Origin of the sequence: Zobellia barbeyronii (assembly GCF_018603515.1) — a bacterium.
GTDB classification, from domain to species: domain Bacteria; phylum Bacteroidota; class Bacteroidia; order Flavobacteriales; family Flavobacteriaceae; genus Zobellia; species Zobellia barbeyronii.
On sequence record NZ_JACATN010000008.1, the window covers coordinates 61,637 to 75,257 of the forward strand.

Genomic DNA, 13,621 nt, shown 5'->3' on the forward strand with positions numbered 1-13,621 from the left:
TACCAATCTTTGCAAATTGATATACAAAATGAATAACCAGATTAAAAAATCAAAGTTGGGAAAAACCTAGCTCTAAAGAAAAGTTGTAAGTGGGGCTGTGGTTTTGATTTAATACTTGCCTACATATTTATCCTTAATCTGACCAGACTTAAAGATTTTCATTCCCAACATCTTATCTAAACTGTTTAGTTCTACTTCTACAAAGAACATATGTAGCGCGTAAAGCGAAAATTTCACGTTTAGGTATTTACTGTTAGCAAGGTGCGTACCGTTCGCCCATAGCTCGTTTATGACAACGATGGACATTTTTTGGCTATTCAATACAACGATAGGGAAATGGTTAGTGCGAATAATAATTGCAGTTGTCGCGGTGGGTGCATTATTGAAGTATTTGGGTTATATAGAGTGAATAGACGAGAAAATCAATTTTACATAGTTTGATCCTAGCGATTGTATCTAACTTGTACTATTCTTTATTTTACTAATTTGCAATGTTATAAATCTTTATCAAATGCTGAAGTTGATTTTTACTTTGATCTTTTTTCTATACTCAATCAGTATGGTGTCTCAATGGAAAATTGATTCTGGCGATAATAAATTTGATGGTCAATATAAGTCGTGCTATGTAATTGGTAAGGGAGGGAGCTTTCCTTTTAACAAACCAACTTTGGTAATAAGTCGTTTTGGCGAAGGATCACCCAATATCTATCTTACTGATATTGGGTACACAGGTTGCAGCAGAAATACTGTAAGAGTTGCGTTCAATGATGACGAGTCTATTTTAATTTGCGATACTCCTACTCCAGATTTAAACAAAGATTCTTTATTTATTAATTCTTTTAGTTACACAAGTATTTTTGACTTTATAGAAATGTTGATGAATAAGAAAACTGTCTATATTAGGGTTGTTAATAGTTGTGGTAAGACGGATTATGAATTCTCACTTAGTGGATCATCAAAGGCCATTAATTTTGCCTTAGGTGATTATCTTTCTGAGTAAGAAAAGGATTTTTAGCATAGTTAATAGTTCTGCTTTTCAAAGTATCTACAAACTGGGCATTCGTGAAAGTAATATTATACTTTTCATGGTCAGACTACAACAACCGTTCTTTACGATAGCACTATATGAAAATGAAAAATTTAGAAGTGTTTGAAATATAGCAGTTAGATTAACTGAGGATTTAAACCGCAATATTACGGTATTACGCCACATTCTTCACGGCAATTATTGCTCATGAAAAAATAAATAATTTCTTACGTAATATATCGTAATAAAAACATATGTTTGTAAGGTTAAATAACTTTTTAATCAAAAAAAACTGTCAAATTATGTCAAAAAAAACATTTTATTTATCCTTTGTATCTATGGTAGTACTATTCTCCTGTTCCAAGGAAGAAACATCGATTTCCAAGGAAGAAGCATCGATTACTAACGATAATGTTGCCGTTCTGGATACAAGTATTGAAAGTAGAACTATGGGTCTGGCCGTCAATGAGTTTACTGATACTAAACAAATCACAGCCTATGCCGAGTTAGCTAAAGAAGTTCTTTTAATGGCAAAAACTTCAGATTTTAGAAGTTATGTTTATGAAAATGCACATCAGCTTAGCGAAGCAGGTGATGACTATTTGGTCTATGTAGATGATATGACTAAAAAATTATCTACCTCTTCCAAGTTCGGTAAATCAACATCTAATATTAAAACCCTGTCGGCTAAAATTAAATCGCTTGACGAAAGTGAAATCCCCATGATATTTTACCCAAGAGCTGAAACCTTGGAAGATTTAGCCCTATCCAATAAGGGTTTTGACGTTGCTAAGAATATGAACGAACCGATTGTTGTGCTAAAAGGGGCCCACAATGCCGACTACTCGGCCCCAGGTTATAAGCTTAATGATGAAGGAGAGCTGGAATATGCGTTTGATGTTAACGAAGAATATGCATGGGAAAATGATGTTTATGTTATTGGTGCTGCTGAATACCTCCCCGAACTTGATAATATTGGCGAAGATCTAATAGATACTAAAGCAGTGCCGCCGTTCACTACTGGAAAGAATGGTGCCTCACTTACGGCAAAATCTAAATTTAGAAGGGTAAGCGGAGAGGCAGAGCATGGAGCATGGATTCAAGTTACCGACTTGAACGGAATTGAGTCATGGTTCTCGGGTAAGCTTGAATTTAGGCAAGTTGTAGCTGGTACACAAGGATCTGCTGGCACAATAGTAGCGGAGACCAGTTTTGGAAGAGTTAAGCGGAGTAAATTCAAGGATGATAAGTGGGTAAAATTTAAAGCGTCATTCCTATTTAATTGGAACTTAAATAACCTAGGCGATTATAATGTGGAAAAATGGATAGAAGAAGATGGTGGCCCTTCAGCTGAAATCTCAATTTCCATACCGGGTAGCGCTTATAAACCTGCTACTAAAACAACTCCTGCTCAACCTGCTATTCCAGGTGGAACCGTTAAAGTAAGTGCTAAAAAAGACGATGACGATTTAGGTTCCAGAATAGTTCAGTTCTCAGATAATCGTTACAAACGATACGATCTTGGAAAGATGAAATTTATCAGGTATGAAGGAAACTAAATAGTAATTAAAAGTGTGTGGGTTAACTCACACACTTTTAAATTTTTTGTAAAATTCAAGAAGATTGTCCAATATTTTTTGACATAGATTATCATTCTAGTATGAATAACGAGTATTTTTAGCCACTTTACCGCATTAAGTACGTAAACCAAATATATTAGCTCAAAAGCTGATGATAATTTATAAGTAATTATGAGAATATGTTTAATTCTAATTCTTGTTCTAGCTCCACAATTCATTCTTCATGGACAGAACGAGCCAAAATCTTACTTGGAGTTTTCATTTGGACTCAGTAGACATGGAACAGGCGATATTCCTGGGTATCATTTCGGTACTAACTATGGTAAGAAATTTTCAAATAAATTTTATTGGCAATTGGGTTTCGAAGGTACCCTGAACGATTCCCCCTACACTCCACTTTTTTATGAACTATCGGATGGCGAAAGGGTTGATGCTACACTGCATACGGTTACTTCCGGTTTTCAGCTTGTCACAGGTATTAGATATAATTTTATACAAACAACCAATCAGCGATTCGGTCTTTCTATTCTACCCTTATTTCGATATCAGGCTACCTCGCTTATGGACTTGGATTCAATCCTGTACCCAGCAGGGACAGACCTTCCATATCCCGTTCGCAGTAGTATTAGGTTCTCTCCGGCTAGAACTTTTGCAGTAGGAGCGTCGCTTCGCCTAAACTATAATTTTCAGATTGGAGATAGTTTTTATCTAGGTCTTTTGGGGGCCGTTCAATTTGATTCAAATGGTGATACCATTCCCCATTTTGGCTTAGTCTTAGGCAAAAGGCTTTAGTCACAGATTCCAATAGAGCACACTCCCCAGTTAATATTGCACAGGCATTGTAATCTTTCAAATAATTCTTAACAACTTAGAGTTCTTGTCCATTTGTTGTAATCAATAGCTCAAAAAATAAAAATTACATTCGCATTATTTAAAGTAATAATCTATGAAAGCAAAATATTTCGCATTAGTATTTTTAAGTGTTTGTATCCTAAATTCATGTAAAAAAGAGGAGGATGAAATCTTGGTCCTTGAAGGGACTTGGAGCGGACAATATGCTGGTAATGTCGATAGTGGGAATTGGTCAATTCAAATTGATGCAAACAAAACTGCAATTGGAACATTTACTTCTATCCAATCCTCAAATTCATATCAGGTAATTGGCGTTATTTCCGAAAATGGAGTTTTAAACGCTACAATCGGAACATCTGAAGTAGTTGGAGATTTCAATGGAAATTTAGCAAACGAAATTGGGTCTGGACTTTGGACTAATAATAAAGAGGAAGATAGCGGTAGTTGGACCGGAATAAAGTTATAAACATAGACTCAAAATTGTTCACACCTGAAAATTGGGGCAATTTTCTGCAGATGGAGATTATTCAGACTGAATAAAGATTTTACTATGAGGCTTGCTTACTCGGATGTGTCACTACTGTTTTGTATTTTTTCAAAAAAATGCATTTGTTCACGGATAGAGGGATGTAATACGCAAATATTCATTTACGAGAGTACTATATGAAAATGAAAAAATATTATAGGGGAATGGTTCTATTATTTCAGGTTTAACCGTTATATAAATCGACTGTAATACCGCATTTTACTTTTAATTCATCGGGGTTGGACTTTTGCAGTTTTTCACTTATATAACTTTTTATTTGTTTTCTAATTTCATAGAAGAATACTGCATCGTCCTGCATCAACCACTGCTCTTGGGTGTAATTCTCGCGTGGCGTTCCCCTTCGATTAAGATATTCGTCTTGTACACAAACCAACTGGCCGACAAAATCTGATTCGATTTCAGTGGTTTTAAATTCTTTGGTCATTCTGTCTTTTCCGTCGTCCATGCTTTTTGATTTATGCGTTGCGGTGTTACAGGGAGGTTGGTTTCTAAAATCCCCCCTGAGCTTTTTCCAATCCAGATTTTCAAGGTAATCAGCAAGATCCTTACCTTGCTTCCTATCGGTCACATTGGCGAAACGTTCCAACAGATCTGAAACAAAGAAGCAGGTACCCTTAATTTTGGGTTGCATTTCTTTTGCTTTTTTACACCACTGGTCAAATGCAGTACCGTTTTTCGATAAATCAGGAAAAAGATACACATCCCTACCCTCTAGCACCTTACATCTTTCAAGATTCAAGCTGGTTAAATTGTAAACCGCCAGACAAATCAAGCCTCTGGGACCTTTTGGAAGGCCAAAGCAAAGCGCAAAATAAACTGCAGTTTTAGGGGCCTCCACCAAAATCACTGGATTGTTCGGGAATTTTTTTAAAATATCCGCACCGAATAGACAGGAGAATTTGATATCATTATTTTTATAGTCCATTAACCATTGGGGTATCTGGATGTTATTCTTAACGTGCCGCTTTTCCAAAATAGAGGGTATGGAATCGGTCGCTATGGTATGATTATTTTTGTCGAAAACTTTCACTTGTACAGCTCTTATTCGACCATTTTCATCAATGAATGGAAAAGTGACCGCACCTTTACGATATCCCTCCAGTACCGTATCCATATGGTAAAGGGAAATAACTTCTTCAACGTCCTTGGCCTCAAATGGGTAGGGAGTCTTTGTTAGTAGGTTCTGGATGAAAACATTCTGATCGTAACCTAAAAGAGTGGCATTTAATACGGTTTGGGGTATGTAAGTGGGCTCCGCTTTTATTATTTGTTTTTGAACTGGACTATTTTTTAAACGTTTCCAATTGTCAGGATGTAACCCCTTCTCCCTTTGCCATATCATTCTTGCATATCCCATAACGTAAGGGCAATTTTTGTAATTACAACCGTCGGCCCTATCGCATTTTCCGTAAATGTCAGGGAGGTACTTACCTGTAAATTTGTCAATATATAGAACAAAACGTTTTTTTTTGACATTGGGGGCACACAAATTTTCTAGTGCTTTTATCATAAGAATATCGGTATTCTTCCATAATAAAATGTTTTTTAGAGGCTAACTCCACTAACTCTATTAACTCGATCAGTTATTTTAGTTAGTGGAGTTAGCCTATGAAACAAACTTTTTTAATTAGTGATTAATGGGACTGTCACTGACGTAGGCCGCCAATTTGTTACCCGTTACGTTCTCAACCACAACTCCAAAGCCTTTGAGCCTTTTAATAAAGTTTGTTTTGTTGACAGGTCTAAAACCACCGTCAAGAGAGAACACTCGGTATACTGAGTAGAGATCTTTTATTAATCGGTAATCGTTGGGGCTGATTTGATAATTGTTTTCGTCAATGAACAGTTTTACACTATCGGACTCATTCTTATATTGTTCAACGGCCTTATTGATAGCATCGGAGTGTGTAAATCGTTTCTGCTCCAGTAATCGGTCCAGCCCTTCTAAAACCCAATTAAATACCCCGGACAGCTCATTTTCGATTATTTTGGTATGTAATAGCGTATCCATTTCGTGCTCCGGAATGGTAACTTCAAAGTGAATGATTAAAAACCGTCTAAAGTAGGCATTGGTAATCTCCACATCCCTCGGCAGTTCATTACAATTGAACATCAATTTGGCGTAATGCCCCAATGTAAAAGGTTCGCCATATGGCAATCTGGCTTCCACTGGTTCTCCGGAGACTAATTGCTTAAAGGTGGCACACTGTAGTTTGCCGTTAATCTCAGTTGCGTAGTTGACTAGTTTGTTCGCAATTTTCGCCCTAAAATAGCCGTTTTCGTTGGTTAGGCTCTGTAATGAGTAATTGGATATATTCTCAGGCCCGAGTAATGCTTTTACTGTTTCGAACATCACACTTTTTCCATTTGCACCGGTTCCGTAAAGTATGAGTGCCTTTTCTTCCTTTAGCTGGTTACTGCCGTTTTTTATAAAGAGATAACCCAAATACTCGGCCAAAACTTTTTGGCGTTCGATATCCGGCAATACTCGGTTCAAGAACGACTTGAATAACGGAGCTTTTGCCTGGGGATCGTATTTAAATGGCAATTGATATGTGATAAAGTCCCGACGGTCGAAGGCCCTCAATTGCGTGCCTTTAGTGGTTACTTCAAATGTACCGTTTTGCAGATTTATCAAGACCTTATTAGCCAAGCACAGTTTTGATTCAAAATAGGCCGTACCAAGGAATTGTTCGTAAAGGTGTTTCCTGAACTGATAATATCTTGCAGAGAATTTGGGAACTCCCATTCTTTCGGCAGCTTCTCCCAAGAACTTATAAAAGGTCTCTTTACAGACTTTATCCCAGTAACATCCATTATACAGGTATATAATATCATGTTGTTTACAGAGTCCCCACTTATTTTTTTCAGCTATAGCAATCACATTTTCAATGGATAAAACCAAATAATGTTTGTGAGTTAATTTGAAATTATCATCATTATTTCCTTTGGGGTTTGCAATTGTTTCAAAGTCCAAAGGAATGAATTGTTCAATCAGTTGGTTCAAAATTTCACTGTGTAAAGTGGGTTTGTTATTGGTGAGTTGATGAAAATGTTCTGCAAAAGTTTCTGGTCTACTTAGGTCAGTAAATTTTGGGTTTAGAGGAATTATATTATCTTTTCCGTTACCTTTACGTTGTCTCGTATACAGGCTGTTATTGTGGTTTTCCATGATTTCAGCCTTTTTTATTTTTTAGTAAAATAAATTCTGCATCCGCTTCGATTTCCGCATTTGATTGTCTTTTGCCAGCTCGTATCCACTCAATTATTTCTGATCTAAAAAAGTATAATTTGTTTCCCTTTTTGCTATGTGGGATATCGTTACGATACACATAACCGTAAATTGTGGGGACCCTCTTACCAGTGATGTTTGAGACTTCATCGACATCAATAGGCGGTTCGGTTGCGTTTACAGGATTAGATTCTAACTTTTGTACTAGGACCTCTAAGTTTTTTAGGCCCTCTTTAATTTCAGCAACATCTCGTTGCGTTTGGTCAAATGGTATTGTTTCCATTGCAGTAAATATTTAGATTATACTGCAGAGTTATTTGATTGTTGATTATTTAAAAAGCGTTATGGGTTTTATGGGCAATTTTATGGTCTATTTGGTTTGTTTTATGGTTTTTATCTTGAAAATTCTGAGTAGTCGTTGTCGTTAAAACCGTAGAATGAATCGTTCATAATATCAAAATATTTTTGCTTTATTTTTATTGCATTGTTTTCTTTGTTCTTGTTGTTAAAGTAAAAACTAGAGAATACCTTTCTAAGGTCTATCTTTTTGAAACGTTTACAATTAAACTCCTGTTTTATAGGTTTTAAATCAATAAACGTTGACTTTACGAAAGTCAAGAGCTGTTCTTCCGTTAAATAAAATTCACCATTTTTATTCGTCATTTTGGTAAGTACACCAAAATGATTTAAAACTTCTTTGATACTAACCTGTGAAATTAGGTTATTCTGTTTCTTCATCAGTTTTTTCCTAGCGCCAGATTCTGGGTGGTCGTAATTTCCGTTTGGGCTTAGATTCTTTAGGGCCTCCTTCACATATTTTTTGTCAGCTTTTGAATAAATAGAGTTTTCACCTATCCTATAAAAGTCCTTTTTTATAGAATTAAACAGGTTTTTTATTGCATCTAAGGCTGCGTTATCAACAAAATTTATAAGACCTTCTCGCCTATACCTTGATGAGGTTTCATTAATGTTCGTATAAACGAGGTTTCCTTTAAGATAAAATATGAAATCAGGTTTTGTTAAGTAGGGTGGGTCTGCGGGAATTGATTTAGAGTATATCTCGTGTGCAATGAGATCGGAAAAAATAATCGTCTCGATTGCAAGCATTTCGGGAATGGAGTAATATTCCTTGTCAAATATCGCAATTAAAGGACCTCTTACACTGTTGTAAGTATCTTTGGAAAGATGGTTGCTCTCTATAAAGAGTCGTATCATATCATTTAGTAAATTAACGTCTCCTACGCGCTTTATTAAATCACATAGCATCAGTTGACAAGGTATGCCTTCCGGTATTTTTGGATATGACCTATTAAGAATAGAATTTATTAAAGAGGGTATGATCTCATTTGGTAACGGGGTATCAATTTGTTTTAAATCGTAAGTTTCCATTTTTAATCTTAATTTCCTAATAATATGGTGTTGGCCGTATTAACTAGCAGATAGTTAATTTTCTTTCAATTTGCTCTTTTGAAACCAACAGTCAAGGCTCCTGTTATTTTATGAATTTGGTCACTTTGAAAGCTATCTAAATAACTTTCAGTGACCTTTACAGAACTATGTCCTAACAATTCACTGATCATTCCTATGTTGGTCCCCGACCGCTTTAAAACGGTAGCGAAGGAATGTCTAGCATAATATGTCGTTACATTCTTTTCGATTCCCAATTCTTCAGCAATCTGCTTCATATATTTGTTGATAGTCTTTGTCAATTGTTGGTAAATAACCCTTTGTCTTTCGGCGCTCATTCCTTGCTGTATATGTGGAAAAATAAAGGCTTCTTTAGAAACAGAAGGTATGCTCCACTTTTTGAGTATAGTCCAACTTTCGGCTTTTAAGGCAACAGAAATTGATTTATTTTCCTTGTTACTCCTTTTTGTTTTTTCTCTTTGATAGTTTAGCATTTCGCCATCAATATTGTTCCATTTAAGCAAACAAAAATCTTTAACGTTCATCCCGCTGCACAAGTACAGAAATAACCAATAATCCCGCGCCATATCCTTAGTGGGATTTAATGATGTTTTATAATGGTAGATTTTAGCTATTTCTTGAATTGTTAGAGCCTTTTTAATGTTTTTGCCGGTAGGTATGGTGTACTTGCCCTGCTTTCCTCCAAAGGGGTATAAGCTGTTATCAATATTTTGTAAATTATAAATTGTTCTTAGGCTTCTAAGATAGATGCCCACTGTTGTAATACTTTTGCCATTATCTAACATCCAATTTTCGTATTTCTTCAGAAGGGCCGGAGTAATATCGGCAAACGTTAACCCTTGCTTGAAGTTTTCTAAGCTTTTTTTGGCACAATTACAACTAACTGCGGTTCCTATGCGATCTTCAGATTTAAGATTATTTATATAGTTGTCGAATGCAAATGAAACGCTGTTCTCTGTGTTACGGAGTTCATAATAATTTTCTTCAAACCCATCAACTGTAAACACGATAAGATTTGCAATTACTTTTTGAGCTTTCGTTAGTAGATGGTTAAGCTTAATTAGATGTTCTTTCTGCTGTGATGTTTTGCGTTTGGTGTTCATCAACTTTTTAAAGTCATCTGGTGTAAGGTAAATACCAGTAGGATAGTATTTTCTCTTTCTGTGGTATGTTATTTTAATTTTTACGGAACAACTACCGTTTTTCTTCGGTCGTGGCTTATCTAAATAAATGGCCGCTTCTGCCTGTTTCATAGTTGTAAATTTGTTAACGATGCATTTGTGTCACAATTGTAACACAAATATAACGTAATGAAACAAACTATAACATAATTAAATTTATTTTGAATGACTGACAACAGCTGTATATGAGTGTTTTAACGGTAATCTGTTAAGGTTTGATGGTTGTTTGTTTTGTTGTGTGTTTATGACTGTTAATCAGAGGGTCCTAGGTTCGAGTCCTAGAGGGGGAGCAACCAAAAGCTAGTCGAAAGACTAGCTTTTCTTGTTTTTACCCGTTTTTGTTGGGTTTGGAGTGGATTTAATTCCAAAAGTATTCTTCCTTTATAAGTCAACTTGTTAAGTTTTATGGTGATAAAAGGTACCTTGTTCGGTGACCCAAAATAGCTCAAGAGGCCTACTTTCTCCATTGCGTGTCAATTGTTCAGGGAAAAATCAAAGCTTGCCCATTCAGTTATGTAACTAAACAGAACTAACTAAGTCAAAAGAATAAATGCCTTCTAAACATTAAATTTCCCTATTTAAAGAAAAAAGGAATTTTTATCAAGTATAATGATTTTGCTTTAAAAACAATAATGAGTGAGTTAGCCTACTAACAGCAACTTAGGAACCTCTCAGGTTTATCTATACCCAACTATAATAAGACTAAATTGATTATTTGTATTACAAACCCTATATTTAGTAAGCGCACATTTGTATATTTAATTAAATGGTATTGAGACCTTTTAATCTATTTTTTCTTCTTTTTTCAATTGGACTCTTTTCCCAAGAGCTACCTCCTATTCAAAACTATAGCCCGGTCGATTATGGGGCCCAAAATCAAAATTGGTCGCTCTCCCAGTCTGATGATAAATATATTTATGCGGCTAACAACGATGGATTGTTAGAATTCAATGGGATAAACTGGAAATTATATCCATCACCTAATGGTTCCACTTTGAGAGCAGTAAAAGCAGCTAGGGGTCTGGTTTATACAGGTTGTTATATGGAGTTTGGTTTTTGGAAACAAAACAGCTATGGAGAGTTATTTTATAATTCAATAAGCAACAAGTTGCCTGTTGAGTTATTAGAAGATGAGGAGTTCTGGAATATTGTGACGTTCGATGATTGGATACTATTTCAAAGTTTAGAACGCATATATATTTACAACGTTTCTGATAGCTCTGTAAAAGTAATCGAGACTAAGACTAGTAGGGCAAAAATATTCAATATTAATGGAGCTATTTATTTTCATAGCATAGTTAAAGGTCTTTTTAAAATAGAGAATGGCGAAAAAGCATTGGTCTCAAATCACCCTCTCTTAAAGAAATTCGTTGTTTCTGGTATTTTTTCAATAGATAACAGAACGATACTGGTTACAGAAAAGGGCGATTTTTACTTTCTGGAGAATGAAGATTTAGTACCATGGCATAATCCGCTTAAAGAACAGTCTAATGCCGTAAATGTTTACAGTAGTATTCAGTTAGCAGATGGTAGTATTGCTTTAGGTACGATTTCTCATGGAATCTATCTTATTAGTAAGAAGGGTGATGTTATAACCAATATCGATCAAGAAAATGGATTAAACAACAACACGGTACTCTCCATTTTGGAAGATGTTGAACACAACCTGTGGTTGGCTCTGGATAATGGTATAAGTATTATTAATATAGACTCCCCTTTTAATGAATATATTGATAGGAATGGAAAATTAGGGGTAGTTTACGCCTCTGCTATGTTTAAAGATTATTTCTATTTGGGAACCAACCAAGGCTTGTTTTATAAGAGAATAAATGCAAAAGGTGACTTTGAGCTTATTAGTGGTACAGAGGGTCAAGTCTGGCTTTTAAAGAAATTTGATGATGTGCTTTTTTGTGGGCACAACAATGGAACTTATGCTGTGAACCAAGACCAGGCTAAATTGATTTCAAATTTTCCAGGAACGTGGGATATCAAGGACATACCAAACCATAGAGACATGTTGTTGCAAGGTAACTTTAATGGGTTGAGTGTGCTTGAAAGAATTAACGGTAATTGGGTGTTTAAGAATAAAATTGAAGGCTTTGATATTTCAAGTCGTTTTTTAGAATTTATTGGTGATACTAAAGTAGCTGTGAATCGTGAGTTCAAAGGTATTTTTGAATTGGAATTAGATAATGATTTCTCCAAAGTAGTTGAGGAAAAAAACGAAGCTTCAAAGGGTACCGGAGCAAGTTTATCAACTTATCTGGGAAATGTGTTGTATGCTAGCAATAATGGTATTTTTAAATATAACGAGAATACCCAAACTTTTATTATTGACACTGTGCTCACTACTATTTTTTATGACAATAATGATAACCCTGTGGGTATTTTTATAGCTGACGAACAAGCAAAGCGCCTATGGTCTTTTACAAATAGTAATATTGTATATGCCTCTCCTGAGAAGTTTAACTCAAGCTCAAAAATCAATAAAATAGCAATTCCTTCGGATGTTAGAAGGAATTTAGGTGTTTTGGGTTTTGAGAGTCTTACTCCTATTAATAATGAGAAGTATTTAATAGGAATGTCTAATGGGTATCTAACTTTAGACTTAAAGAAGTTAACTTCCAAGGAATACTCTATTCGGATTAATTCAATTTCAAGAAAGTCGAATGATTCTGAAACTGAAAAAATTTCTCTCAATAGTACAACAACTTTTAACTATACACAGAATAACCTCTTCTTTTCATACCATGTCCCCGAATTTGATAAATATACCGAAGTTAATTACCAATATCAATTAGAAGGAATTCATGAACAATGGAGCGACTTTGCTAGTGTTTCTAACGTCTCTTTCGAAAATTTACCATATGGTAATTATACATTTAATGTGCGAGCCAGAGTAGGTAATGACATTTCTACTAATATAGCATCATATAGTTTTAGGATTGAACGGCCATGGTATCTTTCTAATATGGCTATATTACTTTATGTGCTTTGTTTTTTTCTATCTGGTTTTTTCGTTCATAGATTATATAAGAATTATTATAGAAGACAGCGTGAACAGCTTTTGAGCAATGGAAAAAAGAAGCTAAAGCGTAAAAAGTTGAAGGCGCAAAAGAAAATTGTTCAGATAAAAAATGAAAAACTGAGAGAGGAAGTTGCAAATAAGAATAGGGAATTGGCCATATCAACGATGAGCATTATTAAAAGGAATGAATTTCTCAATACAATTAAGGATCAATTAAAAAAGAATGCAAATAATCCTGAGGTAAAATCTGTAATTAGAACAATAGACCGAAATATTAATAATTCAGACGATTGGAAATTTTTTGAAGATGCTTTTAATAATGCAGATAAAGACTTTTTAAAAAAAGTAAAAAATCTGCATCCAGAGTTAACCGCTAATGATCTTCGCTTATGTGCTTATCTAAGATTGAACCTATCTTCAAAAGAAATCGCTCCGTTGCTTAATATTTCCCTACGCAGCGTTGAAGTAAAGCGATATCGTCTACGTAAAAAAATGAACCTACTACATAAAGATGGTCTTGCTGATCATATTATGAATATTTAGATTCCACAACATACTACGATCTTACCACAACATTACCTATACAAAACTCTAATCTTAGTAATATTTGGTTGGATCTATGGTGATTGTCAAATTACTCTTCATAAGTATGTAATATTAATGATTTGATAATATTTAGTGCTTATTTTTGGTTTGTATGTTTTTTGTATGGGTTCTTTTTCTGTTTTTACAAAAACAATACAATA

At 34.9% G+C, this 13,621-nt stretch carries 11 protein-coding genes; 5 read left to right on the top strand and 6 right to left on the bottom strand.

From position 1 onward, the window contains the following. Positions 1-108: 108 nt before the first annotated feature. Complete coding sequence (locus HW347_RS19790) at positions 109-306, bottom strand: hypothetical protein (protein ID WP_214613454.1); 198 nt, start codon at positions 304-306, stop codon at positions 109-111. A gap of 205 nt (positions 307-511) precedes the next feature. Here HW347_RS19790 and HW347_RS19795 point away from each other — a divergent pair, with 205 nt between their 5' ends. The 4 genes from HW347_RS19795 (at position 512) to HW347_RS19810 (ending at position 3,925) form a co-directional block, all read left to right on the top strand. Continuing rightward, positions 512-1,000 (top strand): hypothetical protein, encoded by a 489-nt coding sequence (locus HW347_RS19795; protein WP_214613455.1) that lies wholly within the window; start codon positions 512-514, stop codon positions 998-1,000. A gap of 329 nt (positions 1,001-1,329) precedes the next feature. Then, on the top strand, positions 1,330-2,586 hold the full coding sequence (locus HW347_RS19800) for a hypothetical protein (RefSeq protein ID WP_214613456.1): 1,257 nt from the start codon (positions 1,330-1,332) through the stop codon (positions 2,584-2,586). A gap of 192 nt (positions 2,587-2,778) precedes the next feature. Beyond that, the gene (locus HW347_RS19805; RefSeq protein ID WP_214613457.1) at positions 2,779-3,399 is read left to right on the top strand and encodes a hypothetical protein; all 621 of its coding nucleotides are present in this window, start codon (positions 2,779-2,781) and stop codon (positions 3,397-3,399) included. Between the two features lie 154 nt (positions 3,400-3,553). Beyond that, positions 3,554-3,925 (top strand): hypothetical protein, encoded by a 372-nt coding sequence (locus HW347_RS19810; protein WP_214613458.1) that lies wholly within the window; start codon positions 3,554-3,556, stop codon positions 3,923-3,925. Positions 3,926-4,169: 244 nt separating this feature from the next. Here HW347_RS19810 and HW347_RS19815 read toward each other — a convergent pair whose 3' ends face one another. From HW347_RS19815 to HW347_RS19835, 5 genes are all read right to left on the bottom strand, one after another. Next, entirely contained in the window at positions 4,170-5,516 is a 1,347-nt protein-coding gene (locus HW347_RS19815; RefSeq protein ID WP_214613459.1) for a DUF6371 domain-containing protein, read from the bottom strand. Positions 5,517-5,633: 117 nt separating this feature from the next. Continuing rightward, positions 5,634-7,178, bottom strand: a complete 1,545-nt coding sequence (locus HW347_RS19820) for a DNA primase family protein (RefSeq protein WP_214613460.1) — start codon at positions 7,176-7,178, stop codon at positions 5,634-5,636. Between the two features lie 4 nt (positions 7,179-7,182). Beyond that, positions 7,183-7,521: a helix-turn-helix domain-containing protein gene (locus HW347_RS19825; protein ID WP_214613461.1), complete on the bottom strand. Its 339-nt coding sequence runs from the start codon at positions 7,519-7,521 to the stop codon at positions 7,183-7,185. A 110-nt stretch (positions 7,522-7,631) separates the two neighbouring features. Further along, a complete protein-coding gene (locus HW347_RS19830) occupies positions 7,632-8,627 on the bottom strand; it encodes a hypothetical protein (protein WP_214613462.1) in 996 nt (331 codons plus the stop codon). Positions 8,628-8,692: 65 nt separating this feature from the next. After that, positions 8,693-9,919 (bottom strand): site-specific integrase, encoded by a 1,227-nt coding sequence (locus HW347_RS19835; RefSeq protein ID WP_214613463.1) that lies wholly within the window; start codon positions 9,917-9,919, stop codon positions 8,693-8,695. Positions 9,920-10,613: 694 nt separating this feature from the next. On the opposite strand from HW347_RS19835, the gene HW347_RS19840 reads away from it, so the two are divergent. Continuing rightward, on the top strand, positions 10,614-13,418 hold the full coding sequence (locus HW347_RS19840) for a helix-turn-helix and ligand-binding sensor domain-containing protein (protein ID WP_214613464.1): 2,805 nt from the start codon (positions 10,614-10,616) through the stop codon (positions 13,416-13,418). The last annotated feature ends 203 nt before the right edge of the window (positions 13,419-13,621 follow it).